23 protein-coding genes, 2 tRNA genes and 3 pseudogenes are annotated in these 25,174 nt (G+C 56.3%); 9 read left to right on the forward strand and 19 right to left on the reverse strand.

Annotated features, from left to right (window positions below; translation table 11 throughout):
• Positions 1–3: 3 nt before the first annotated feature.
• From AC3IX4_RS16570 to AC3IX4_RS16595, 6 genes are all read right to left on the reverse strand, one after another.
• Positions 4–2,109: a 3-hydroxyacyl-CoA dehydrogenase NAD-binding domain-containing protein gene (locus AC3IX4_RS16570; protein WP_489256510.1), complete on the reverse strand. Its 2,106-nt coding sequence runs from the start codon at positions 2,107–2,109 to the stop codon at positions 4–6.
• Positions 2,110–2,180: 71 nt separating this feature from the next.
• Positions 2,181–3,548, reverse strand: coding sequence for a spinster family MFS transporter (locus tag AC3IX4_RS16575; protein WP_489256511.1), 1,368 nt, complete (start codon positions 3,546–3,548; stop codon positions 2,181–2,183).
• 74 nt (positions 3,549–3,622) lie between these two features.
• Complete coding sequence (locus AC3IX4_RS16580) at positions 3,623–4,873, reverse strand: OprD family porin (RefSeq protein WP_489256512.1); 1,251 nt, start codon at positions 4,871–4,873, stop codon at positions 3,623–3,625.
• A gap of 102 nt (positions 4,874–4,975) precedes the next feature.
• Positions 4,976–6,160: an acetyl-CoA C-acyltransferase gene (locus AC3IX4_RS16585; RefSeq protein WP_489256513.1), complete on the reverse strand. Its 1,185-nt coding sequence runs from the start codon at positions 6,158–6,160 to the stop codon at positions 4,976–4,978.
• A 51-nt stretch (positions 6,161–6,211) separates the two neighbouring features.
• Entirely contained in the window at positions 6,212–7,897 is a 1,686-nt protein-coding gene (locus AC3IX4_RS16590) for a long-chain-fatty-acid--CoA ligase (RefSeq protein ID WP_489256514.1), read from the reverse strand.
• A 102-nt stretch (positions 7,898–7,999) separates the two neighbouring features.
• A complete protein-coding gene (locus tag AC3IX4_RS16595) occupies positions 8,000–8,815 on the reverse strand; it encodes an oxepin-CoA hydrolase, alternative type (protein WP_489256515.1) in 816 nt (271 codons plus the stop codon).
• 174 nt (positions 8,816–8,989) lie between these two features.
• Here AC3IX4_RS16595 and AC3IX4_RS16600 point away from each other — a divergent pair, with 174 nt between their 5' ends.
• Entirely contained in the window at positions 8,990–9,928 is a 939-nt protein-coding gene (locus tag AC3IX4_RS16600; RefSeq protein WP_489256516.1) for a LysR family transcriptional regulator, read from the forward strand.
• Between the two features lie 317 nt (positions 9,929–10,245).
• Here the strand turns inward: AC3IX4_RS16600 and AC3IX4_RS16605 are convergent.
• Positions 10,246–10,332 (reverse strand) — tRNA-Leu (locus AC3IX4_RS16605).
• A 326-nt stretch (positions 10,333–10,658) separates the two neighbouring features.
• Here AC3IX4_RS16605 and AC3IX4_RS16610 point away from each other — a divergent pair.
• A pseudogene (locus AC3IX4_RS16610) lies at positions 10,659–10,760 on the forward strand (NAD(P)-dependent oxidoreductase); the annotation flags it as partial.
• 60 nt (positions 10,761–10,820) lie between these two features.
• On the opposite strand, the gene AC3IX4_RS16615 reads toward AC3IX4_RS16610, so the two are convergent.
• Both AC3IX4_RS16615 and AC3IX4_RS16620 read right to left on the reverse strand, forming a co-directional pair.
• Positions 10,821–11,027, reverse strand: a complete 207-nt coding sequence (locus AC3IX4_RS16615) for a hypothetical protein (protein ID WP_489256517.1) — start codon at positions 11,025–11,027, stop codon at positions 10,821–10,823.
• A 19-nt stretch (positions 11,028–11,046) separates the two neighbouring features.
• Positions 11,047–11,253 carry a DUF6021 family protein gene (locus AC3IX4_RS16620; protein ID WP_489256518.1) on the reverse strand — a complete coding sequence of 69 codons (207 nt, stop codon included), beginning with the start codon at positions 11,251–11,253 and terminating at the stop codon, positions 11,047–11,049.
• 272 nt (positions 11,254–11,525) lie between these two features.
• Here AC3IX4_RS16620 and AC3IX4_RS16625 point away from each other — a divergent pair, with 272 nt between their 5' ends.
• A complete protein-coding gene (locus AC3IX4_RS16625; RefSeq protein WP_489256519.1) occupies positions 11,526–13,145 on the forward strand; it encodes a methyl-accepting chemotaxis protein in 1,620 nt (539 codons plus the stop codon).
• Positions 13,146–13,161: 16 nt separating this feature from the next.
• Here the strand turns inward: AC3IX4_RS16625 and AC3IX4_RS16630 are convergent, their stop codons facing one another.
• Positions 13,162–13,950 (reverse strand): AraC family transcriptional regulator, encoded by a 789-nt coding sequence (locus AC3IX4_RS16630; RefSeq protein WP_489256520.1) that lies wholly within the window; start codon positions 13,948–13,950, stop codon positions 13,162–13,164.
• An 86-nt stretch (positions 13,951–14,036) separates the two neighbouring features.
• Here AC3IX4_RS16630 and AC3IX4_RS16635 point away from each other — a divergent pair, with 86 nt between their 5' ends.
• Positions 14,037–15,035, forward strand: a complete 999-nt coding sequence (locus AC3IX4_RS16635; protein ID WP_489256521.1) for a bile acid:sodium symporter family protein — start codon at positions 14,037–14,039, stop codon at positions 15,033–15,035.
• Between the two features lies 1 nt (position 15,036).
• On the opposite strand, the gene AC3IX4_RS16640 is transcribed toward AC3IX4_RS16635, so the two are convergent.
• From AC3IX4_RS16640 to AC3IX4_RS16655, 4 genes are all read right to left on the reverse strand, one after another.
• Complete coding sequence (locus tag AC3IX4_RS16640; protein WP_489256522.1) at positions 15,037–16,923, reverse strand: acyltransferase family protein; 1,887 nt, start codon at positions 16,921–16,923, stop codon at positions 15,037–15,039.
• Between the two features lie 330 nt (positions 16,924–17,253).
• A complete protein-coding gene (locus AC3IX4_RS16645) occupies positions 17,254–17,598 on the reverse strand; it encodes a DUF6998 domain-containing protein (RefSeq protein ID WP_489256523.1) in 345 nt (114 codons plus the stop codon).
• A 134-nt stretch (positions 17,599–17,732) separates the two neighbouring features.
• Positions 17,733–18,074 (reverse strand): type II toxin-antitoxin system HicB family antitoxin, encoded by a 342-nt coding sequence (locus AC3IX4_RS16650; protein WP_489256524.1) that lies wholly within the window; start codon positions 18,072–18,074, stop codon positions 17,733–17,735.
• Positions 18,074–18,322: a type II toxin-antitoxin system HicA family toxin gene (locus AC3IX4_RS16655; protein ID WP_489256525.1), complete on the reverse strand. Its 249-nt coding sequence runs from the start codon at positions 18,320–18,322 to the stop codon at positions 18,074–18,076. Before AC3IX4_RS16655 ends, AC3IX4_RS16650 begins: the two co-directional genes overlap by 1 nt.
• Before the next feature lie 110 nt (positions 18,323–18,432).
• Between AC3IX4_RS16655 and AC3IX4_RS16660 the strand changes: the two are divergent.
• From AC3IX4_RS16660 to AC3IX4_RS16670, 3 genes and pseudogenes are all read left to right on the forward strand, one after another.
• Positions 18,433–18,667, forward strand: a pseudogene (locus tag AC3IX4_RS16660) (type II toxin-antitoxin system RelE/ParE family toxin).
• Between the two features lie 8 nt (positions 18,668–18,675).
• Positions 18,676–18,975, forward strand: a complete 300-nt coding sequence (locus tag AC3IX4_RS16665) for a HigA family addiction module antitoxin (RefSeq protein ID WP_489256526.1) — start codon at positions 18,676–18,678, stop codon at positions 18,973–18,975.
• 1,792 nt (positions 18,976–20,767) lie between these two features.
• Complete coding sequence (locus tag AC3IX4_RS16670) at positions 20,768–21,070, forward strand: BrnA antitoxin family protein (protein WP_489256527.1); 303 nt, start codon at positions 20,768–20,770, stop codon at positions 21,068–21,070.
• Positions 21,071–21,128: 58 nt separating this feature from the next.
• Here AC3IX4_RS16670 and AC3IX4_RS16675 read toward each other — a convergent pair whose 3' ends face one another.
• Positions 21,129–21,527, reverse strand: a complete 399-nt coding sequence (locus AC3IX4_RS16675) for a hypothetical protein (RefSeq protein WP_489256528.1) — start codon at positions 21,525–21,527, stop codon at positions 21,129–21,131.
• 235 nt (positions 21,528–21,762) lie between these two features.
• Positions 21,763–21,836 (reverse strand) — tRNA-Cys (locus AC3IX4_RS16680).
• Positions 21,837–22,175: 339 nt separating this feature from the next.
• On the opposite strand from AC3IX4_RS16680, the gene AC3IX4_RS16685 reads away from it, so the two are divergent.
• Both AC3IX4_RS16685 and AC3IX4_RS16690 read left to right on the forward strand, forming a co-directional pair.
• The gene (locus AC3IX4_RS16685; RefSeq protein ID WP_489256529.1) at positions 22,176–22,601 is read left to right on the forward strand and encodes a hypothetical protein; all 426 of its coding nucleotides are present in this window, start codon (positions 22,176–22,178) and stop codon (positions 22,599–22,601) included.
• A gap of 251 nt (positions 22,602–22,852) precedes the next feature.
• Complete coding sequence (locus AC3IX4_RS16690) at positions 22,853–23,098, forward strand: hypothetical protein (RefSeq protein WP_489256530.1); 246 nt, start codon at positions 22,853–22,855, stop codon at positions 23,096–23,098.
• Between the two features lie 9 nt (positions 23,099–23,107).
• Here the strand turns inward: AC3IX4_RS16690 and AC3IX4_RS16695 are convergent.
• The 3 genes and pseudogenes from AC3IX4_RS16695 to AC3IX4_RS16705 all read right to left on the reverse strand — a co-directional run.
• A pseudogene (locus AC3IX4_RS16695) lies at positions 23,108–23,323 on the reverse strand (c-type cytochrome); the annotation flags it as partial.
• 58 nt (positions 23,324–23,381) lie between these two features.
• Positions 23,382–24,353: a c-type cytochrome gene (locus AC3IX4_RS16700; protein WP_489256531.1), complete on the reverse strand. Its 972-nt coding sequence runs from the start codon at positions 24,351–24,353 to the stop codon at positions 23,382–23,384.
• Positions 24,350–25,015, reverse strand: a complete 666-nt coding sequence (locus AC3IX4_RS16705) for a c-type cytochrome (RefSeq protein WP_489261305.1) — start codon at positions 25,013–25,015, stop codon at positions 24,350–24,352. Before AC3IX4_RS16705 ends, AC3IX4_RS16700 begins: the two co-directional genes overlap by 4 nt.
• Between the last annotated feature and the right edge of the window lie 159 nt (positions 25,016–25,174).

Raw genomic sequence — 25,174 nt, forward strand, 5'->3', positions numbered from 1 at the left:
CTGTTATGAATCCAGGTTCCAGTCGGCAAAGCGACGACCTTCGGCGGCCAGTTTTTCCAGCAACGGTGCGGGCTTCCACCACGCGCCGAAACGCTGGTGGAACGCCTGGACACGCGTCAGTACTTTGTCCAGACCCAAGCTGTCGGCATAGAACATCGGGCCGCCACGCCAGGCTGGAAAGCCATACCCATTGAGGTAGATCACATCGATATCGCCGCTTCGCTGGGCGATGCCCTCTTCGAGAATTTTCGCGCCCTCGTTGATCAAGGCGAAAATGCAACGTTCGACGATGTACTCGTCACTGAGCACACGGCGCTCAATGCCTTGCTCGCGGGACGCGGCTTCCAGCAGCGGCAGAACCTGCGGGTTGGACTCGGGTTGGCGCGAACCCGGCGCATAGCGATAGAAACCTTTGCCGGCTTTCTGCCCCAGCAGGCCCGCCTCACAGAGCTTGTCGAGCACCAGCGGCAGTGGAAAATCGGCAGGCAAAGTCTCGCGCTGGCGCTGGCGAATGCTCCAGCCAATGTCCAGGCCCGATAGGTCGCGCATGGCGTTCGGCCCCATGGCCATACCGAAATGGCGCAGGGCTGCATCCACCTGTTCTGGCGTCCCCCCCTCCTCCAGCAGGAACTCGGCCTCGCGGCCATACTGGAAGATCATCCGGTTACCGACGAACCCATCGCAGACGCCCACCACGACCGCGACTTTCTTCAGTGCCTTGCTCAAGCCCATCGCCGTTGCCAGCACCTCAGCGCTGGTGTGCCGACCGCGCACGACTTCCAGCAGGCGCATGACATTGGCCGGGCTGAAGAAGTGCAGGCCGACAACATCCTGTGGACGTGAGGTGAACGCCGCGATGGCGTCCAGATCCAGCGAGGAAGTGTTGCTGGCAAGGATGGCCCCTGGTTTGCAAACCTGATCCAGGCGTTCGAAGACCTGGCGCTTGACCTCCAGGCTCTCGAACACCGCCTCGATGACCAGATCCTCCTGGGCCAGATCGCTGTAATCCAGCACGCCCTGCAGTAGTTCCAGGCGCTGTTCCATCGCATCCGGACTCAGGCTGCCGCGCTTGACACTGGCTGCATAGATATCGCGAGCTCGCTGCAAGGCGCGCTCCAGCGCTTCGCCGCTGACTTCCAACAGTTTCACGGCAATGCCCGCATTGGCAAAGCACAGCGCAATGCCAACACCCATGGTGCCGCCACCGATTACCCCGACCTTCTCGATTAAACGCAGAGGTGTTTGCGCTGGCACATCAGCGATATGCGCACATTGGCGCTCGGTAAAAAAGGCATGCACCAACCCCGCGCGTTGCTCAGACGCCAGGCACTCTTGGAACAATGCCTGCTCATGCTGCAGGCCTTCGGCAAGTGGTAGACGCGTCGCCGCTTCCACCGCGGCAATACAGCGAGAGGGAGAAAAAGCATTTGGCAATCGTTGCTCCACCTCGGCACGTTTGGCCAAGATCAGAGCCGCATTATCCGCAGCACCCAGCGCGGCCGTCTGTTCGCCGGTACGCCGCACGCCAAGAGACTCGGCTAGCATCCGCTGCCCGAAGGTGATCCCCGCCGCACGCGGGTCGCCTTCGAACAACTCATCGACGATGTGGTGCTCCAAGGCTTGAGCGGCAGCAACAGGGGCACCGGAGACAATCATCTCCAATGCCTTGGCCACGCCTGCCAGGCGAGGCAGACGCTGGGTACCACCGGCGCCGGGCAGCAGCCCAAGCTTGACCTCCGGCAATCCGACCTTGGCGTCTTGGCGAGCAATCCGGTAGTGGCACCCCAGAGCGACCTCCAACCCCCCGCCCAACGCGGTACCATGAATCACCGCGACACAAGGCTTGTCACTTTGCTCAAAGGCATTGACGACTTGAGACAGGCTCGGTGCCTGGGGCGGTTTGCCAAACTCCTTGATATCGGCACCCGCAATGAAGGTCCGGCCACTGCACAGCAGCACCAGCGCCCGGACCTGAGCATCGCCCTGTGCTTCATGCAACGCATGGAGCAGACCTTCACGCACCGATTGACCCAGCGCATTGACGGGAGGGTTGTTCACAGTAATGAGAGCAATGTCACCTTGACGCTCATAGATCACGCTGGAGTTCATTCTAACCTCAAGATTTTTTTGTTTATTGGCAAAAGGTGCAGTGCAAAACAGCGGTATCGACACTGTCAGTATCAGGCGCCCGACGCTTGTGTTTGGGCTTGGGTATCCGGCAACCCAACGCTTTGCTCCTTGGGAGTCCAGCGCTTGAGGTTTTCCAGGCTCTGGCGGTACGACCGCAGGCCACTCATTAGAATCACCACAGCCAGGACCAGTGAGATGGCCGTTATCACCGCCAATGAGTAACGCAGGCCAGAGTCGCTGCCAAACACATAGTCAGTTCCCAGGGCCACCGCAGTCGGTCCAATACCCAGGCCGATCAATGTCATTGCGAATTGATAAAAGGAAGAGGCCTGCCCCCGCATCGAATTGGGCATGATTTCCTGGATGGCAAGCGGGCCGACACCAAATGGCATGCTCACGGTGAAGACATGCAATCCAATCAACACCAATGCCAGGTTTTTGTCCTCTACCAGATAACCCAGGTTTGATGGCAGGGTCAGTAAGGCCGACAGAATCGCGACACGTAACGGTGCATCTTTATAGCCACGCTTGATTAACCAGTCGGAAAGTCGCCCCCCCACCAGCAGCCCGAGAGACCCACAGATCGCCATAATGCTGCCGTAAGTGATCCCTATCTCGGGCACAGTCATGTCAAATGAACGAATGAAAAAGGTGGGAATCCAGGCACTGCTGCCATAGGCAGAGAACCCCAGACAAGCAAAACCAATGTTGTGGCACAGCATGGTGCGGCGATTCTTGCGCATATAATCGACGAATTCGGAAAACGGCAATTTCAGTCCGGCACCGACGCCCTGGCGCACGGGCTCGCGCAACGTCAGCACGAGCAAGGAAAAGACCACGCCAAACGCACCCAGAATCAGAAAAACCATTTGCCAGGGGCGTATCGTGCCAATCAACGGCAACACCATATCCCCTTGGCTGGTAGCGAAATGCACTGTCACCCCGCCCAACAGAAGGGCCAGTCCCGAGCCTAGGTAAATAGCCGTTGAATACACACTGAAGGCCGTTCCCCGATGCTCCGGCGCAAAGCTGTCGGCAATCATCGAGTAGGCGGATGGGCTCAGGGAAGCCTCGCCAGCGGCCACGCCGATGCGGCAGAAGAGAAATTGCCAGTAGCCTTTGACTATCCCGCAAGCTGCCGTCATGCCACTCCAGACCAGGATGCCGCACACCAGCAAGTTGCGCCGACTCTTGTTATCGGCAATCCGGCCCAACGGGATACCGCACAGGGTATAAAAGATCGCGAAGGACAAGCCCATCAGCAAGCTCATCTGCGTGTCACTGATGTCCAGGTCCTGACGAATCGGTCCGACCAGCAGGTTGAGAATCTGCCGGTCCACAAACGATAAAACGAATGCAAGCATCAGCACAAAGATGGTGAACCAGGCGCGTGAACGTGAGGGATACAGGTTTTTCATAGTCGCTCCGATCTCATTATTTTTATAATGCCGGGTAGACTTGGCAGCACCGATATCGGGCGCCATAGCCTCGATTACAGTTGCAGTGTGTAGCTGATAATCAAGCGGTGCTCGTCGAAGTCGCTGCCAAAATGGCGAGTGCGCACGGTGGAGTTCATCCACCTGACGCCGACATTCTTTAAGGGTCCTCCTTGGAACACATAGGCAATATTGGTATCTCGCTCCCATTGCGCGCCGTTTTGCTTATGCTCTCCCAAGTCGATTCCGTTGCCACGAAGATAACGGGTCATCAAGGTCAAGCCGGGGATGCCGAGCGCAACAAAATCGAAGTCATAGCGGGCCTGCCAGGACTGCTCATCCTTGCTGGCGAAATCATTGTTTTGAACGAAATTGACCAGAAAGGCATCGGACCCGCCGATATAGGCGTAGCCGGTATCACCGCTCATTTTTTGATAGCCAAAGCCCAACGCTTGGGCGCCAAGGCTGTAGGTGAACATCGCATCAAAAGCATGATTGTCGATGTTACTGCCGCCTTCGCTGCTGGAGCGGGCATAACGCAGGTCGCTCTTGAGCGCCTGGCCACCCCCGAGCAGCAGCACGTGCAGCAGATTGAAGGCGTGCTGACGATAGAAACCATCCAGTTCGCCATAGTAGTACTGGGTGCTTAAATGACTGCCCCACTTGTAGCTGGCGCCGACGAAGTTAAATGCATCACTGCTGGCACCTTGGCGCACCCGAATGTTCTTCACCCCCGTGGCTGACGGAGTCATGTCCGATCTATTGGTTGAGTCGCGCTGGGTCACCTGCTGGAGTTGGCCGGCGTCAAAGTTGATGCCGCTGAACGCCAGGGAGTTCAGGTGCACACCCTGGAAAGTCTGCGGCAACAGACGTGCATCGTTGGCCTGCACCACAGGCAACCTGGGCTGCAAAGTGCCGAGTTTAAGCAGGCTCTTGGCGGCACGCACCTTGGCAGTCAGGTACAGCCGACTGTCTTCGTTCACGGCACGTCCACCTGCACCGCTTTGTCGCGGGAGTAACCCAGAGCCGGCGCGGTCGGGGCTGGAGTCAAGCTTCAAGCCAAGCAGGCCAAGGGCATCAACCCCAAAACCTACGGTGCCCTCGGTGAAGCCTGACCCGTAGCGAAACAGAAAACCCTGGGCCCATTCCTCTTGCTTGGACTGGGAGGCGGAAGCTTGATGGAAGTCGCGGTTGAAATAGAAATTACGCAGCTCAAGGCTGGCCTTACTGTCCTGGAAACTATCCGCTGCAATGGGTTCAGACAGACCTATCACTCCACTGGCTAACAGCAGGCGAGAGGTAATCATGTGGGTATTAATCTCCATGATGCGGCCCTTGTTGTTGCGCTTATTTTTATTGTTGTTATGAAACACCCACACCGCTTTCCGTCGGGTGTGGATGTGGACTTGTCAAACCACCTCGAACAGCCCGGCGGCGCCTTGCCCGCCACCGATGCACATGGTCACAACGACATACTTCGCACCCCGTCGCTTGCCCTCGATCAGCGCATGCCCAGTCAAGCGTGAGCCGGTAACGCCGTACGGGTGACCGATAGAGATGGAGCCACCATTGACGTTCATTTTCTCCAGTGGAATACCCAGGCGCTCACGGCAATAGATCACTTGCGAGGCGAAGGCCTCGTTGAGTTCCCAAAGGTCGATATCGTCGATCTTCAGACCGTTGCGCTGGAGTAGACGGGGAATGGCGTAGACCGGGCCGATGCCCATTTCGTCGGGCTCGCAACCGGCGACGGCAAAACCACGGAAGATGCCCAGAGGCTCAATGTTATGGCGTTCGGCATAGAGGCTGTCCATGATCAGGCAGACCGAAGCGCCGTCGGACAGTTGGCTGGCATTGCCCGCGGTAATAAATTGATCGACACCGCGCACCGGCTCAAGCAGGGACAGGCCCTCGAGGGTGGTGGACGGACGGTTGCACTCATCACGGCTCAAGGTCACGGTTTGCCTTGTGACCTCGCCGCTGTGCTTGTCCACGACCTGCATCTGGGTTGTGATCGGGACGATTTCATCATCGAACAGGCCGCCTGCTTGAGCTGCGGCGGTGCGCTGCTGGCTGAGCAAGGCATATTCGTCCTGGGCTTCACGGCTGATGCCATAGCGCCGGGCAACGATATCGGCCGTTTCGATCATCGACAAATAGAGTTCAGGCTTATGCTCCATCAACCAGGGATTGGGGCCTCGATACAGGTTAATTTTGTCGTTTTGCAGCAGGCTGATGGACTCCACCCCACCGGCAATCATTGCCGGGACCTTTTCCGAAACAATACGCTGCGCCGCGAGGGCAATGGCCTGCAGGCCCGAGCTGCAAAAGCGGTTGATCGACAGGCCACCAATAGAGGTTGGCAGCCCCGCGCGAATGGCTGACAAGCGGGCCATGTTCTTGCCTTGGGCACCTTCATGGAAGGTTGCGCCAAGAATCACATCTTCAATCAACTGCGGGTCGATATCGACGCGTTGTATGGCATGTCGAATCACATGCCCGGCCATATCGACGCTGTGGGTATCGTTCAAGGCCCCACGGTAGGACTTTCCCAGTGCGGTGCGTGCGGTTGAGATGATAACGGCGTCGGACATCAATCAAGTTCCTGTTCTAGTGAGCAGAGGTGGGGCTGTCTGTTGAGGGCTTTATTGCGTCGCAGTTGGGCTGTGCACTGCGCACCGGCTCCACTCTTCGTCCTGTAGCTGTCGCCAGAGCAGTTTCCCGGTAGCCGACTGGGCCAACTGCTGGCGGAACTCGATGGATGAAGGCACTTTGTAGGCAGCCATGTTGGCCTTGCACCAGTCGATAATGGCTGCTGCACTCGTGCCTTGTTGATTCGGTTGCAGGGTCACCAGAGCCTTCACCGTTTCCCCCCTGCGTGGGTCGGGAGTGGAGATGACGCAGCACTGGCTAATCGCAGGGTGACGGTACATCAGGCTCTCGACCTCGGATGGCCAGACCTTGTAGCCGGAGGCGTTGATCATTCGTTTGATCCGGTCGACCATGAAGAAATAACCGTCTTCGTCGTAGTAGCCCAAATCACCGGTGCGCAGAAAACGCTTACCGTCCAACTCGATGAAAGCTTTTTCGGTTTCCTCGGGACGTTTCCAGTAGCCTTTGAACAATTGCGGGCCATGGCAGACGATTTCCCCGACCTGATCAGGCTGCAGTTCCTCGCAGGTGTTGCTGTCGATCACCCGCGAATCCACATCAAGCGCCGGAATGCCCAGGCATTGCGGTTTGCTGCGTTCTTTTGGATTGATGTGGGTGGCAGCCATGGTTTCTGACAGCCCATACGCTTCGATATAGTCCAGCCCGAACAGTTGCTTGAGTTTCTCCTTGACCGGGCCCGGCATGGCCGCACCACCGCCGCCGATATTCTTCAGGCTGGACAAGTCGAAGTGTTCAAGATTGCTCTGAGTCAGGAAATCCACCGCCATGGTGGCGATATTGGTCCAGCCACTGACGCGGTAGCGCTGCATCAACTCGGCCGCGACCTCGCGGTTCCAGCGAGTCATGATCACCAGGCAAGCACCCGAAAATATCGGCCCGTTCATTGACGATTGCATGCCTGCAACGTGGAACAGCGGCAAGGTACTGAGTAAGACGTCTTCACAGTTGATCGGCGTCCAGGCCTGTCGCTGAACCGTCGTCGCCATCACGGAACGATGGGTATGCAGACAACCCTTGGGCCCACCGGTGGTGCCGGAGCTATAGGGCATGACGCAGTGGTCGTCTGGACCACTCATGTGTGGGGTGGGAGGCTGTCCGCAATCGAGCGCGGCCTGCCAGCCAACCACGCCGGGTAGGCGTGCTGTCTCAACCTCGGTTTGCAGCTCTGGGGGCAAGGGCAGGTCGGTGCGGGTGCGCAAGTACTCGGAGTAAGCGGTCGTGATCACCTGCTTGAGCTGAAAGCGGCCAATCATGGGCGTGATATGAGGCGCCAAATCCTGGGCACAGACCAGCATGTGCGCTTCGGTGTCGGCCAGGTAGTGTTCGAGTTCGGCAGCACGGCTCATGGGGTTGATCGGTACCACCATGGCATCGGCACGCAGCACGGCGTAGTAGGTGATGACGAATTGAGGGGAGTTCTGCATATAGAGCAGAACTCGGTCTCCACGCTTCACCCCCTGGAACTGGAAATACCCTGCCAGACGTTCTACTTCATCGAGCAATTGGGCATAGCTGATGAGGGTGTCGTAGTAGATGATCGCGGTTTTGCCGGGGTAGCGCCGGGCGGACGTTTCCAGGTTGCAGAAAAGACTGGTGGCCGGAAGCGTCAGGTGATGGGGTAAGTCCTTGGGCCAGTAAGGCAGGTGACGATTGAACATTCCAGAACCCTTATTGTGCTTTGATGTTGGGTTAATCAATGTACGCAGTGGTGGCTTTGCACTATCTCTTCGCAAACATGCACTGCCGCCGCTTGAGGGTCGTCACGAGCAAGGGGTTTTATCCGTGCTATGGCGCAGTGCCGAGAAATTTGCCGAACGCTTTTCAAAGAAACTGCCAATGCCTTCGGCCGCCTCGTCGTCGCCCTGCGACAGCGCCATGTACTGGGCTTCAAGTTCAAGTTGCTCTTCAAGCGTTGCCCCGCTGGCGTGACGGCACAGGTGTTTGATACGAGCCATGGCCCGTTGTGGGCCGCTCGCAATGCTCGCGGCGAGAGAGATGGCAGCACCTAGCGCATCCCCGCCGTCGACCAGGCGATTCACGGCGCCTAGCGCATGCAAGCGCTCGCCGCTGATACGTTCGCCTGTCAGGCACAGTTCAGTCAGCACCTGCCGGGAGACAAACTCAGAGAGGAAGGCCGTTGCACCGCCATCAGGCGTGAGGCCGACTTTGACATACGCGACCGAGAACGAAGCGTCGCGGGCGGCGACCAGCATGTCGCAAGCCAGCGCAATCGCCAGGCCTGCGCCGGCTGCTGCGCCTTCGACGGCGGCGATGATCGGCTTGCTGCAATTCTGGATTGCGCGGATCAGGTCATGCAGACCTTCGACGCTCTCTCGACGAACGTCCAATGCCATCGTTCGCCGCTGGGCGAGTCGATGCAAGTCACCACCGGCGCAGAACGCACCACCCTCACCGGTCAAAACGATCGCGCCAATTGCAGGATCGGCTTGAGCCTGGGCCAAGGCTGCGTGCAGCGCGGCATAAAATTCTGGGCGCAGAGCGTTACGCATAGCTGGATTGTTGTTTGAAAGCACGAGTACCGCGCCTTCCCGGCGTACAAGCATCGCTTCATTCATCACTTCAACTCCTGATAAACAGCGCGCCATTGCGGGTCAACCCTTACAAAGCGCTTCGCATGATCAGATAGCCAGAGGGCTGTCTAGGTGCGACGGATTATCTGGAGGTAAAGCTTTATTGACAATTACCCATACGATTGACAGTCTGTTCAAAATAATTTGACAGTGGCTGACATGGACCTGAAGTTACTCACCTTGTTGGTGGAAATCATCGATGCTGGCAACCTCAGTGAAGCCGCGCGCAGGCTCAAGGTCAGTCGGGCCAATGTCAGCTATCACTTGAGTCGGCTGGAGCAGTCGATTGGACTGCAATTGGTGCGGCGCACCACACGACGCATAGAACCGACCGAGATCGGTTTACGCCTTTACGAACATGGTCGAAGCATTCAGAACGAGTTGTTGGCCGCCCAGGAGTCGATTTCTTCACTGGGTCAAAGTCTGCAAGGCAGGGTGCGATTGAGTGTGCCCAGCGGCTACGGCCAACTGGTAATGTCGGATTGGCTGATTGAGTTCAAGCGCCTCTACCCAGGCATCGTGCTGGACGTCATGTTCGAGAACCGTGTCGAAGACCTGATGCGCGATGAAGTGGATATCGCGATCAGAGTGACGTCGGAGCCACCGCAGAATCTTGTCGCACGTGATTTGGGGGCGGTACGCTACATCGCTTGCGCAACGCCGGACTATGCCCAGGCACACGGCCTACCTCTGCAGCTTGACGATCTGCGTGCCATACCGCTGATCACCGCTGTCGTCACCGGACGGCAACTGCGCTTTTCGGCCTATTTGGACGAGGAGCGACACGAGGTGCTCCTTGAGCCAACCCTGATTTCCAAGAATTTCACCTTCCTGCGCCAGGCTATATTGGCAGGCTTGGGTGTGGGCTTGGTGCCTGACTATATGGTGCAAGAGGACCTGCGCTGCGGCAGGCTGATCACTGCCCTGGACCAGTGGCGGATGAGCATCTTCGGCAAGAGCAACATGTACATGCTCTACATGCCTAACCACCATCACACGCGAGCCGTATCGACGTTTATCGATTTTATACTCGCCAAGACAAGATCGGCTGTAGCGCGCTCTGCGCCTAAGATTCACAGCGGTGCTTCGTCAACCTAGGCGGGTCCAGGCGTTTTTTGATGTCGACCATATTGCTGGCACCGCCTCCAGATCATCTTCGGTGCAGTAGCAGACTGGCTTGGGCATGATCTCCCGACTGGCGTGTCCAGGCCTCGACCCTGCGCAACAGCCCTGAGGGCGATATCCCGATCAGTGACGTGGGCATACGACAGTCGTTATGACCGAGCAGTACATCAGGGAGCGCAAGGGCAAAAAAGTGACACCCACAAGATGAATTGCGGACCAAAGCCAGAATTGCGGACCAGAAAACAACAAAGGCCTACCCGCCTGAAAGCGTGTAAGCCTTTGATTTTAAATGGTGCCCGAAGCCGGAATCGAACCGGCACGCCCTTACGAGCGGGGGATTTTAAGTCCCATGCGTCTACCAGTTTCGCCATTCGGGCGGTAGCGCTATACAGCGGCCGGGCGCATTCTGCGATGAATTTGGCGATGCCCCTAATAACGATTAGGCAGATCGACCTCGCGCCTGACAAGTGATCGAATATATACAGTCAGCTGTCACGAATCAAGCCAAAAATCTTGTTTTATGCGCTGCAATCGCTTCGAGCCTTGTCAGTAAAGTCGTTGTAAATCAATCATGTGCACCTCAAGTCTCGATGCGCCCCGCGCAATACCAAGCCAGCCTGCCTATCCACTTGAACTCCGATGAAGGCACTCCGGTCCTCCTTCCAACAGCGCTTTGATTTGCGTAGCCGTTGGGAGAACAGCGATGACCGACTACCCCAAACCACCCTTCCCCGCTCAAACTCAGCCAATTCCTGGCACCCAAGGCAAAATGGAGCCCTATCCCGATTGCGGTGAGCAGAGCTACAAAAGGCTCTGAACGCAAACCGGTGCGACAAGGCGCACCGGTTTGCGTTCAAGCGTGTCGCTAATCATTGGGAAGTGGCATGTCCTTATCATCGGGTATGCCGTCGCCAGTCGCCGGATCTCGTTGGCCTTTGGAAGGTTCTCGGGTCACAACGTCAGGCCTCGCCAGCGGGTCTGACTTAAGGGTTTTGTCCAGTTTTCGTGCAGCCTCTTCTGCTTGCTTGCCAGGTTTGGCACGCTGGTCTTCAAAACTCGAATCGGTCGACATAGGCACCTTCCTTCAGGGCTCAATGTTTCAGATCAGCCAAGGGGTCGTAAATGATTCGGGCGGGCTTTTTATCACGCTCGACAGAGGGGTCACGAGGCGCTTTAGCCGGGCCGATCGGGTCTACTTGTGGATCGCTGACATCCGGAGAGTCAGGATCGAAGCCCAAGTCCTTGTCGCCAGAGGTGTGTTCCGAGGAATGTGGACCAGTGGGTGTTTTGGCGCTCATTTCCGCCTCCTGGACGCTCACTGTTGAGCGCCTCCAATTCATCAGAAACTTGCACCGCGCATTCGTGCGGTGCATCGGACCAATGGCCTTGCTGCTCGAGGATGACCAATCGTCGCCTTTATGGTCATAACCGCTCAAGATCAATGCTTTACGGCCGAAGATATGAGCTGTCTCCGTCTCGTGGCCTTCGCCCTGAACGGCACAGGGAAGTGGTGAATACTGAAATATCTGCGCTCTACGCTGCAGGCCTTTTTCTTTGTCGAGTGGTGTTTATGTCGAAATCCCTGAGATTTCAAATTCTGGCATTGCTGGGCGGTAGCCTGGCGCTGGTACTGGTCATTGCCTTGTTCTGTTTTCATTTGTTATCCAACAACGTCCAGGCCTATCGCGGTTTAGTAGAAGGCCCGCTGCACGCCTCACAACTGATCGACCAGGCCAACCTGCAATTCAAGGTACAAGTACAAGAATGGAAAAACGTCCTGCTGCGCGGTAAAAACCTCGCGGATCGAGACAAGTACTGGGGCCAGTTCGAAGGCCAGGAACAACAGGTGCAGGACACGCTTGGCCAGTTGAGCGCGCTGGCCGGGATCGAGTCGCAGATAAAAGACAAGATCGAGCGCCTGCGCACCCAGCACCATGACTTGGGCATTGCCTATCGCAAGGGCCGGGATGCCTTCATTGCATCCGATGCGGACCCCGTGGCGGGTGATCGTGCCGTCCAGGGCATGGATCGCGCGACCAGCGAGCAGATGAATGCATTAGTCAGCGGGCTACGCCAGCAAAGTGAAACCCAGTCAGCACTCATCAACCAGAACGCCCATCGCACCATTTTGCTAGGTGCACTGGTGATTCTGGGCTCGGCATTCCTCGTAGGCGCCCTGGCGCTGTGGAGGGTCAATCGCCACATCATTTCGCCCATCCGCTTGCTGATCGACTATGTCGCACAGATGAGCGATGGGCGCTTTCAGGCCCGTGTAAATGTCGACCGCCAGGACGAACTGGGGCGGCTGGCGGCTGCCGCCAACACCTTGCGCGATTTTCTGTCTGAAACCTTCAACCGACTGAAGATCAGCACCACTCATCTGGACACTGCAGGCAGTGAGCTGAAGGCCATTGCCGCGCTGATGGCCCACGGCACTCGCGAGCAATTTGACCGAACTGACCAGGTCGCCACCGCGATGACCGAAATGTCAGCCACCGCTCAAGAAGTGGCACGCCACGCCGTGCAGGCGGCAGAGGCTGCCAATGAGGCCGACCAGAGCGCGCAGGAAGGCGCCAAGGTCATGAATGCCACTATCCACTCCATTACCCAGATGCGCGATGAAATCACTCATACCGCCGAGGTGATACGCCGCCTGGAAAGCGACAGTGGCCGCATCGGCAAGGTGTTGGAAGTGATCCGCGGAATCGCCGAGCAAACCAACTTGCTGGCGCTTAATGCCGCCATAGAGGCAGCTCGGGCCGGTGAAGCAGGCCGCGGGTTTGCTGTGGTAGCCGATGAAGTGCGCACGCTGGCACAACGCACCGCGGCTTCGACGGCCGAAATCAATCAAATCATCAATACGGTACAGACCGGTGCGATCGATGCTGCCAACGCCATTGAAACGGGTCAGTCGCGCAGCCAGCAAAGCGTTGAACACGTCACCCTGGCAGGTCACTCGCTCGCGCGTATTACCGAAGCGGTTGAAGCGATTCGTGACATGAACCGACAAATCGCCACCGCTGCCGAAGAGCAGACGTCAGTGGCCGAAGACATCTCTCGCAACTTGACCGAGATCACTACGATTGCCACGACCAACGAAGGCAATGTGCGGCGCACGCAAGTGGCGAGCGAAGACCTGCACCAACTGTCCGTGGGGTTGAGTGGCGTGATTTCCCACCTGAGCGCATAGCCGCGCAACTGACTGGCTAGCGAAAAAACTCCCCCGGTGTAGCGCCAAATTGCTGACCAAACGCTGCAATGAACGCTGATGTCGAGTCATAGCCGCAGGCCAGCGCTACATCGGTGACCCGCTCGCCCTGCTCCAACGGGGTGAGCGCCCCCAACAAGCGCAAGCGCTGGCGCCAGGCGCGGAACGTCAGGCCCGTCTCACGCTGGAACAAGCGCGTGAGGGTCTTCTCGGTCACCCCGAACTTTTCACTCCAGTGGCCCAAAGTCGTCTGCTGTTCGGGGTGCAACTGAAGGCTGCGGAAAATCTGTCGCAGTCGGGCATCCTGAGGCAGTGGCAGCATCAAGTCGATCTGCGGCGCCGCCGCCAGCTGGTCCAGTATCACCTGGGCCAGCCGCCCGTCCGAGCCCTCCAGGTCATACTCCACCGGCAGCTTGCTGAACGCCCGGATCAGCTCGCGCAACAGGTCACTGACGCCCAGCACCTGGCAACGCTCTGGCGCCCAAGTGGTGACACTGCAATCAAGGTACAGGCTGCGCATCTCCGTACGCGCCGAGCTGAATACCCGATGAGGCATGCCTGCCGGAATCCACACAGCGCGCTCCGGCGGCGCGACAAAACGACTGAAGCTGGTCTGGACTTCAAGCACGCCTTGTATCGCATAGGACAGTTGGACCCACGGATGGCTATGGCGCCGGGTCAACGCTCGATTGGGCAGCGATTCGGTGCGACCGTATACGGGTCTTGGCAGGCTGGGCAGTCCGGGAATACTGCGCCGGACTGCTTTGTCATGTCCTTTTGGCGACATCTGTGGGCTCTTCGGCGTTAGTCGGTAATCTGCAAGCACGTTAGAGTCCCTTCTACACACTTGGCAACCCCCGGATGACCATGCCTATGAGCCGCCCTCGCTTCTTGCCCGACAACTTCACCCTGACCTTGGTCGGCGTGGTGATTCTGGCCAGCTTCCTGCCCGTCAGTGGTCAAGTGGCGGTCGGCTTCGGCTGGCTGACCAACATCGCCATTGCTTTGCTGTTTTTCCTGCACGGCGCCAAACTGTCGCGCGAATCGATCATCGCTGGCGCCGGCCACTGGCGCCTGCATCTGCTGGTGTTTGGGCTCACCTTCGTCTTGTTCCCCCTGCTGGGCCTGGCGCTCAAGCCCGTGCTGTCGCCGCTGATTGGCGATGACCTGTACATGGGCATGCTCTACCTGTGCGCCCTGCCCGCCACGGTGCAATCGGCGATTGCTTTTACCTCATTGGCGCGAGGGAATATTCCGGCGGCTATTTGCAGTGCAGCGGCGTCCAGCCTGTTCGGCATTTTCCTCACCCCGTTGTTGGTCACCCTGTTACTCAACGTTCACGGCGATGGCGGGTCGACCCTGGATGCAATCGTAAAAATCAGCGTGCAATTGTTGCTGCCCTTTATCGCCGGCCAGATCGCCCGGCGCTGGATTGGCGCATGGGTTGCGCACAACAAGAACGGGTTGAAGTTCGTCGATCAAGGGTCAATTCTGTTGGTGGTCTATGGTGCATTCAGCGAAGCGGTGACCGAAGGCATCTGGCATCAGATTCCGCTTATGGATCTGGCCGGCCTTGTGCTGGCCTGCTGTGTGCTACTGGCCTTGGCGCTTCTGGCATCGACCCTGCTGGCCAAGGCTTTTGGTTTTAACCGGGAAGACCGCATCACCATTTTGTTCTGCGGCTCCAAGAAAAGCCTGGCGACCGGTGTGCCGATGGCGCAAGTGTTGTTTGCCGGCAGCACCATTGGCATTTTGATCCTGCCGCTGATGCTGTTCCACCAGATCCAGTTGATGGTCTGTGCAGTCCTGGCCCAACGGTTCGCCAACCGCAAGGAATCAGTCAACGAACTGATGAGCCAGGTAGATCCTTAGATCAAGGATGGTGCGCCGCAGAGGTCAATCCTGCGGCAGCTTTCCCGGAGAGGCTGATTTTATCCATGAACGCTTTGAAGAACGGCACGGCAATCTCCCCGTATCGTGCCGATCCGATCTCATTCAAGTGATGGGTGTCCTGATAAATCAAAGTATTATTTTGCATGGGCGCTTGAGCAAAAAAATCTTGATTTGATAAGTTCAAAAAGAATGCGTTTTTATGCCGAGCAACCAATGCCTCGACTTTTGCATTGGCCTCAATCCACTCCGCCCCTATCGCAGCCGACGCATGAAACCCCATTGAATTGGCACGGTGAATGCGTTGTGGATTCGACAACAGCATGGGTACTTGAGCCAACACCATAACTTCTTGATTTCTTGCTGCGGCCTGGCTGATGAAGCGATCAAGCTGCTCCATGAATTTCGCGCTGGGCGCTTGGTACTGCCACATGCCAGCAATAATGATCCCATCGGCGCCCGGTGTATCCCTGACGCCCTGTTCTATTTGATCAAGACAATCTTGACGAGCCCCCTCAATGATACGCTCTGCATCAAAGCCAGGAATGGTCACGCAACTGCTGGAGGTAATAACTTCTATTTTTGCGTGGATAGCATTTCCTACCACGTCAGCAAAATAATTGAGCTGTGCCGCATGACTATCACCCAATAGCAACAACGTACGATCAGAAGCTTTATCACCCCGAATACAATCCCCTACCCGCTTCCCATGGCATATTTCATCACCCTTGGCATACCGCGTAAGTTCAATCGAAAGGGGCTCCACCAAGCGGGGATTCACTTGGATTGCAATCACAATAGACACCATTGCAATAGCCACCAACCCCACCATGCGAACCCCGACCTGCTTTAGGGAAGCGTTCGCTCTAAAGGGAATTTCGATGCATCGGTAGGACAAATAACTGAGTCCCAGCGTCAGCACCGCAAATACGAACGTTGAAACCCCATCAAGCGCATAGGCTCCAGTGACATAACGTATCGCTGCCAAAACGGGCCAATGCCACAGGTACAAGGAATAGGAAAGCGCCCCCAGCCAGACCAACGGGGGAAACGACAACGCACGATTTAATCCACTGCGCGGGCTGACGAGCAGGCAGGCCACCCCCAGGCAAGGTACCAACGCCAAAATACCTGGAAAACCATGGGTCTCTGCCACCAAGAAAAAACTCGAGAACACCAGTACCGCCCCAAGGCTTGCGACAATATTGGATGAACGCTTTGATAGTCGTCGATCGTGGCACAGTACAAATGCCAAACTGCCTATCAGAAACTCTGGAGCTCTTGCCATTAGCGAAAAATAAACAGCCTGCCGCTGGTTTTGCTGGAGCCAGTACTCCGCCAACAGAAATAGAGACACCATCAACAATAGCAGCGCTGGATTTAACCATCGTTTAGGAAGTGCAAGCAAAAGCAATGGCAAAATCAGGTAAAACTGCATTTCAACGGCGAGCGACCACGTATGCAGTAATGGCAACTCATAAGCCGCCGGCGCAAAATAATCATTTTGCGTCGCAAAAAATCCATTACTGTTAAACAGCAGCGCCGCCCTCAAACTTTTGTCAAACGTATCAAAGTCTTTGGGTATAAGAAAAACAGACATCGCGACAGCGACGACCATCAACATAACTGCATAGGCAGGCACGATGCGCTGTACTCGCCCTCGATAAAATCCCGAAAGAGAAAATGTTCTATCCTCTTTTTTACGAAGGATGATTTGAGTAATCAGATACCCTGATATGACAAAAAAAATGTCAACGCCCGTGAAGCCACCCGGCAGCCAATGCCGGTTGAAGTGATATACAATGACCCCCAGTACGGCAACAGCGCGGAGACCCTGAATGTCATTTCTCAATGAAGTGCCGCTACTCATTAGTTTCTCGTCTTATTTTTCTAGACCCGGCTGGCGGATAGCATTTTTCAGAATCCGCAATCTTATCGCAATGGGCTGTGCTGTCGAGGCAATATCGCTGGGGCACCCAGGCAACCCCAGGGCTGGCCCATGGCTGCATTTTTTTAGGCGGCCATCGCTTCCTCAGCGATCAGGCCTGATGCTCAATCCACCCCCTTAAGCAACACGCTCTTATCGATGCGGGATTCTTTGCGCGTCGGGAACATCTTTGTTAATTCTCTTCAACATGCTCATCAGGCTGCCGTGCAGTCCTGTTCTTGTAGGCTTTCGATTCACCAATTGATCGCAAATCTATTGGCCGGGGCCGTTGTAGATCTCTTCGAATGACCCATCCAGCCGAAGCCTGATGCCTAAATAATAGTCAGGGACATGGTGCACGGGAAAGGTGAGGTGATCGCTGAATGTGGTTTTGATTTGAACCATACGGCCATCATCAGCAACCGCGTCATGATGCTTCGTCAGCCCCTCGTTCAGAGTGATTTGATAATTCAGACTTGCAACGACCTCCCCGATATCGCCCACCAACCTACCGTCTGGAGTAAAAGGCTTCCCTGGATACGCGGCTTGAAGCTTCGAGACGGCATCGAATAACTGCTCAAGCGCATCGGCTATCTGCTTTTGAAGCTCTTGCTTCATTTCTATCGCTTCTGTTCGCTGGGTAACTGGGGGGGGATTTCAAATTCCTGCACGCTCGTCGATGGGGCGATACTCTCGCAACTAATCGCCTTATGCGAAAGTAACAGATGGGGCTGACCGGGGCTGTGCAGTGGTCATGCGTGATGCTGCAGGTACTCGCTCAGGGCCCTGCGGGTAAGATCATTCAAAGAGATGTTTTGTGTAGTGGCGCTAATGCTGGCTGCCAGATGCAGATCATGCCCTACCCTCACATTGAACGACCCCTTGCAGGGAACCTCTGCTTGCTGGCCGCGCGATTCGCAATCCTTCAGATAGTCGTCCACTGCCTCTTGAAAGGCCTGCGTCAGCTCGGCAACCGTCTCGCCCTCATAGCTAACAAGCGCACGAATGAACTGAAGCTTGCCAAACAGGCAATTATCCTCGGGGCTGGCCTCAATCGAGCCGTAGTGGCCTCGATGCTGCAACAGGGTACTCATCAGATCACTCCTCCTGCCTTCAGGTGGTCAATCACTTGTCGTTTGACATATGTCTTTAGCTCATTGCCGGGGTGCGGCTTGTGCAGGCTGATCATCGCTTGCGGATTTCCGTTGTCGAACTTCACTCGGCTGCCGTCGCCTTCGATTTGGCGATATTCAAACCCTGCCAGAAGCGTGACCAGCTCCGACCAGGTGAATGCGGCCTGCTTGTTCAACAGCTTGGCGAGTAGCTTTTCATGCTTTGACATCAAGCCTCCTGGAGTGCAACTGATTTTAGTTGCAGCACAGGTATCAGTCAATTCGCCTCATCGAGTCCATGCGCAACGTGAGCATCCGCCAGCGCTCTACATACTCACTCATGAGATTAGTTTCGAGTTTTAGGGACACCGAGGCATTATTCGACTCAGAGAATACAAGGCGCTGGAACGACATCAAGTCAATCGCTGAGCACTAGCTGGTTGCACTGAACGCTTGCGCTTCTTCGTGGGAACCGTGCCGGGCAGCACAGCATTCGGATCAACGATCACTGGCGCGTATGCTTCGTGTGGACTGATGAAGGCCCTGAAAACGTTGAAATTATTGACTATCACTGAGGTGCATCATGTTCAAGAATGGCATGCGACCCATACACCCTGGCGAAGTCCTTCGTGAAGACTTCCAGAACGAAATGGGATTTAGCGCTGCGGCCCTAGCTCGCGCACTGGGCGTGGCTACCCCTACCGTCAACAATATTTTGCTTGAGCGCGGCGGAGTGTCTGCTGACATGGCGCTTCGTCTGGCCGTCTGCCTGAATACTACCCCTGAATTCTGGCTCAACCTGCAAACAGCCTACGAACTGCGTAAAGCTGAACAGGAGCACGGGGAAGAAATCGCTAAGGCAGTGCAGCGATTAGTTGCCTGAAGCGATCCGCCACAGCCCGGCGCCACCGGGCGCGCCAGATGACGCAGCGAAAGATCGTCGGCAAAGTGACGGTCGAGGTCGTCACTACCACGCTCGAGCAGCGTTCCTGAATCGCTAGCGTAGACTGGGTGCTTGGTCGACGGCACCATCACTCATTTTCATCTAATCGAAACCTGCCCAAAACAAGACATCCCAGCAGCTTGCTGGTCTCGACCTCAATATGCCTCCCGCCACAGTGCTCACAATTGAAGACCTGACTATCAGTGTCCTCGTCAAAACATAGCTCTACGGTCGTTTCTTGTTTGCATTGCTGGCAGATGAGCTTTCTCGTCATGGCTGTAACCCCTGAGAAGTTGACCGCCTGAGCTTAGTCAATTTTTCCTGTGAGCACCGAGACATGTCCTCGTGCCCACAGAAACTCGATCCAGCAACACCGATAAAATGGCCTTGGCGCCAATCCATCGCCGCTACGACGTGCGCGTCGCCATGCTCCTGGCATTCCACCGACAGGGCTTGGGGCATTTTTGGCGCCCTGCAGGAGCGTAGATCGCTATCAGGCATCCGTAGCTCTCGGCTGATTACGAATGCATCTGGGTTGCGCATGAGTGGAGAAATACCGCGCAATCGTTGGAGGAGGCGGATTCACATCCGCCACCCTCTCATACCACCTTACGTACGGTGCCGGCGAGCGACCTCGACCTGACGCGTGACGAACTGCTCTCTCATCTGCCTGAAAAAAGATCGGGCGTGTTTATTGGTTATGGTTGCGGAACAGAATGTCGACTCAGCGCCTCAAGTTCAGCTACGCCAATATGGGTGAGCGGAACCGTGCGGGTTGGCGTACCGGCTACAGGATCCGGCGAGCCCGAAGGCTCCCACGCACGGCCCGCCCATAACGGGTGAACCATGCTGCGGACACAAAAAAACCGCTCTTAGCGGCTTGTGCATCCACTCCTGTACCTCACAGGACGCCAATCCTGTATCGCTGAATGAGCAACGACGAGCGGAAGGTATTCTGCGAAGCGCGGCCTGTCAACACTCTTATCCGGCCGTTGACCCCAACCGAATGGCGGTTCCTCGGTGGCTACGGCTTTCACATCCCCCACATCAGCACCAGCAGCCAAGCCGGAGAACTGTCTAATTGACTTCTTCTGACCATGCCAGGCCAGCAGTCCTATTCACAACATCCAACAGCGACGTGATCCGAAACATCACCTCGTTAAACTCGGCAGAGTTCACCAGCCGTTGAAAGGGCCAGCCTAGACCGATGGTGCTGGTGCCACTCACTGGATCACGATAGGAGACTCCCGGTACCGGGTTAGCGAGGACGATGGATTGCGCGTCAGCCGCAAAAACACCGGTGATAGGGGGCGATCAACGTTTGCCATGCAGGTTTCTCCAGTCGAAAAAAAACCGCCATCGGCGGTCGTGAGTTTGATTTTTACTCCACCTATAAGTGGGAATCCTGGTCCTCCTCTTGAAAGCTCAGGACTTGAGCCTTAAGTGGATGCAGCAAGGTAGCCGGGGCGTCAATACCCTTGCCTGATTATTTTTTTGTACGCACGATAAAAGCCATGATCATCTATGACGAAACCAAGCGCCAATCCAACCTCGTGAAGCATGGGCTGGATTTGGCAGATGCCGACTTGGTGTATGACGCGCCGAATAAAATTACGCTCTGCTCGCTTCGTCAGGACGAAGATCGTGGTTCTCGTACTGGTGTACGTAGAGCGCGGCCAGGATATTCGAGCTATTTCACTGCGTCGCGCATCGAAACAGGAGAGGAAACGCTATGCAAGCCTCCAACAAGACTGACTGGGATCGCGTTAAGCACGAAGCCGCTACCGATAAACCGGTGGAGCATGATGCTGACGATCGTTACGATCCGAATGATCCAAGTGCCGTAGATGCTTTTTTCGACCAGGCGACAGTGCGCCGTCGCGGTGAGCGTGGCCCACAGAAAACTCCCGTCAAGGAGCGCGTGTCGCTACGCCTGTCGCCGGAGGTGGTGGACTACTTCAGGGCGAGCGGAAGTGGCTGGCAAACACGGCTTGATCAGGCGCTCAAAGAGTATGTGAGTGAGCATCCGCGCTGAATGAATCGTAAGTTAAAAATAAATAGCCCTGCGTCTGCGGGGCTATTGAACACGCTGGTCAGCTCCTGGAGTAGATGTAGATAGCGCGGAATTTTGTCCCGCACCAGCAAAACGCCTTCCAGCGGGCTAATGCACTGCAGGCCGCAGTCAATGCCAAAAGCCTGGCGCACAAACCACAGCACTTCCGGAATGAGCCGTGTTTGGTGGCGTTTTTGGCGATTTTGCCGTAGATGCGCAGGCGGAACTCATCATCGTCAGCTCGGCGCTTGTCGAACGAGGGAACGCCCGCCAGCCAGACCGGCGCGTTATCGGGCGAGCCAAGGACATCGTCCGCGCGCAGCCATTGGGCTTCACTACGGCTCACCACCTCGCGGCCCTGGCCGACGATCCGCCCCAGCACATCCAGTTGCTTGCCGACCGCCCGGCGCAGATCCCGCCCCAACAGCGTGTCGAGCATGGTGTTGTAGAGCGCTTGGATCGTCGATCTGCATTTGCAGCACGCTGGCCCGCACCGTGGAGCGCTTGAGACTGTAGAGCTGATGGTCGCAGGCCTGGGCAGTCAGGTCGGCGCGATCGCGAAACCCTCAAAATGAGAGAGTTTTGGGACTCACCCCTAAAAGTTTTGGGACTTTGCCATTTTCGGACAGACAAGAAAAAACCCCGTAGACGTTAATCTACGGGGTTTCTAATAGTGGAGGCCGAGGTCGGAATCGAACCGGCGTAGGCGGATTTGCAATCCGCAGCATAACCATTTTGCTACTCGGCCTCAAAAATCTGAACCGTTAAAAACGCTTCAAGATTCATTGCAACTGGATCAGGAGCGAGATCTTATCTCAACTCTATCTCCTTGAAAAGATTGAAGTTTTTACCCTTCTGCCCTTTCGATGGACGCAATTATGTACTCATTCGAAGATGCTTGCAACCCCTTGATTTTAAAAAAATCATCGCAGGCCTTCAGGAGCAGTTGCGCGGGTGCAGCAGACCGCAAATACCAGGCAAGGTCAACCCGCATCTTGCTTGGTAGTCGGAAAAGCCCACACAGCGGTGGGCCTGCTGGTATTGTGCAGCGCTTTGAATACGCCGAATGATTGCGGGGGAGTTGACGTTGAGTTCTGAAGAAAAAATGACCGGGGATCTGTTTGAGGTCGATAAGCGCCTGGGGCTCAAGCCCGTCGTGGACTTCAACACCTACCTGCGCAGCGCCTTCGGTGACGGCAAATGCACCTGCATCCGTTGTGTCGCGAGCGAGGGTGATGAGAGCGGCTATGAATACCGCCACACTTTCGATTTCGGTGGCCAGGTCACCCACCGCCGCTTTGCCCTGACAGCTGCCAGCGACGTGCTGCTGGTTCTGAAAAAATCCTGGCTGTCCTATACCAAGGCTGAGATGGGGGTCAGCGGACCGCTAGACCTTAGCGCGGTGAAGGAATTCGTTGAGCCTGCGCTGCACCAGCGGTTGTTGCCATTGTTTATCGCCAGTGGCCTGGTCAAGGATGTGGAGGGGACGCTGCATCTACAGGTAGTAGCCTGAACAATCGAGGGCACACCGCGGTGCATCAGGCAAACCGCGGTGCTTTCATCGCGGCTAAAGCCGGCTCCTACCCCAGGGCATGCCGGCGTCACCCTGACGCACTGTTGCAGAGAATGGGAAATACCTTATCAATTAGCAAGCTAGCTATCTATTTTTCGATTGTTAGACTCCCTTCGCCAGCGCATACCCATGCCAGCGCCTATCATTGCCAAACATCGCATTGATACAAACACTTTAAGGAAATCCTGGCCATGACGATGATTGAATCCAGCGACCTATCCCTTTGTGTCGACCGCCTGAAAGACGCTCGGGCGCAATGGCAGAACATCGCCACCGAGCTTGCAAGGTTGGGTGATACGCCGCTGGACGACCAAGCGCTGCAGTACGCCTACCAACTGGAACTGGCCGAGCAAAGCTATTGGCGCGCTTGCGAGCACATCGCGCAGATCGCCGAAGGCTTGGTGGAAAGCGCCAATTCGCCCTGCTCAGTGGCGTGATGCCTGGGGCTACTGCTGCAAGATGAACTTCGCCATGGTCTGCAAATCGTCAGGGCTTAACTGAGCGAAGGGCGGCATCGGGATGTTGCCCCATTTACCGGTTCCGCTCTGCTCAATGCTGGCCGTCACCTTGGCCAGCGCCTGCGAGTCATTGGCATATTTGGCCGCCACCTCGTGATAGGCCGAGCCGACGACTTTACGATCAACCGCATGGCAGTGATGACAGTGCGAGCGCATAGGGGGAAAAGAAGCGGGCCAACGCTGGCCCGCTCGATACAGACAGTTACTTGATACCTTGCCCCAGCAGCACACCATTGACGGATTCACCGTACAAGTTCACGCCATCGCCTTCGTGGTATTTCTTGCGGGTCTTTTCAACGGAGCCTTCCACCAGGCGGGGATCCTGTGGTCTTTCATGACTGTTGATGTAGGCGGCTACATGCCAGGCCTCGTCATCGGTAAGCGAACCGCCCTTGCCTAGCGGCATGTTTTGCTTGATAAAACCTGCGGCCGTATTGATGCGATGCATGCCCGCGCCCCAGTTATACGAGTCTTTGCCCCAAAGCGGTGGAAACACGAATTTGCCAGCGGACTTCTGGCCCTGCCCTTCCCCACCATGGCAAATGGCGCATTGTGCGGCATAAATCTGTTTGCCTTTGACCAGGTCGTAGCCTTTTTCAGGCGCAGCAATCACGGGGTAAAGACGCCCTGGCAGGTCCTGCCCCACAGGCGCCTGGCTCGCCAACCAATAGGCATAGGTGCCGAGCGCTTTCATCACATGACTGTCGCTGGGCGGCGCCTTGCCGTTCATGCTGAACTCAAAGCAACCCTGCATACGCTCGGTGAAGGTATTGACCTTGTTGTTTTTCTTGCGATAGGCCGGATACATGCCATACGCACCCCACAGTGGCGCCGAGCCCGCTTTTCGACCTTCATCCAGGTGACAGTTGCTGCAGTTGAGGCCGTTACCCACAAAGCCTGCGGCATTCTGTTGGGTATTGACGAAAATATCTCGCCCCTCGAGCACCAACTCACCAAAGGCGTTGTCTGGCAGTTGCGACTCATTGGGTGGCGTAAATGAAGTGCTGGATGGCTTGGCCGGCGCCGCAGAATCGTTGGCAGCCCCGTCCGCTTTCGGCTGTGCCTGTGCAGTCGCCACCATCGATGGCATGTCACGCTCTTCGTACCATGTCTTGGCCGCCAACAACGGTACTGCGACCACCACAGTAATCAGCATTTTTGTTGGGAAGTTCATTGGATTACCTCCCCGCTCTGGGTGTCGAAATAGGCGGATAGGTCTTTGATTTCGGTGTCACTCAACGAGCGGGCGATATGGCTCATCAACTCGTTGGGGTCGTTTTTGCGCGTACCATTACGCCACGCATTCAGCTGTGCGGCGATGTACACGCCAGACTGTCCGACCAAGGGAGGAAAGCTCTCCCCGACGCCTTTGTTGCCCGTGCTATGGCAGGCGACACAGGCCGGAATATCACGACTCCAATCACCCTTTTTCACCAGCTTTTCAGCGGTGCTGCCAGCATTTCCCGCCTTGGCAGGCTGAGCGCTGGAAGCAGCAATAGGCAAACCATTCAAATAGGTGGCAACAGCCTTGGCCTCGGCATCGTCGAGTGCCATTGCAATGGGTTGCATCACGGCGTTAGCGCGTTTTCCAGAGCGGAAGTCCTCAAGCTGCTTGACCAGATACCCCGCTGGCAGGCCCGCCAGACGCGGAAACCCGGCGCTGCCGGTGCCCATGCCATTGGCGGCATGACACGTGGCGCAAGCCATGGCTGCGGGCGAACTCCCTCCTTGGGTGTAGATTTTCTGACCCAGGGGTTCGGCATGGGCGGCTAACGCCACCAGGAAAACAGACGCGCTCACGGCTGTGACGACGCCGAATCTCTTTACAAGATTCATCATTTTTTCAGGCTCCTCGGGCTAATTCACAGCGTCAATCGACTGCTTTGAGTGCCCTGCCGAACGTTCACGGGGTAGCATTTACGAAAGCGCTGTAATATTTTTTAGGAATATACTTATACCATAAAAATATATTGTCAATTTGTTTCTCGCTCCCTC

This window comes from Pseudomonas sp. KH_021, assembly GCF_057838865.1.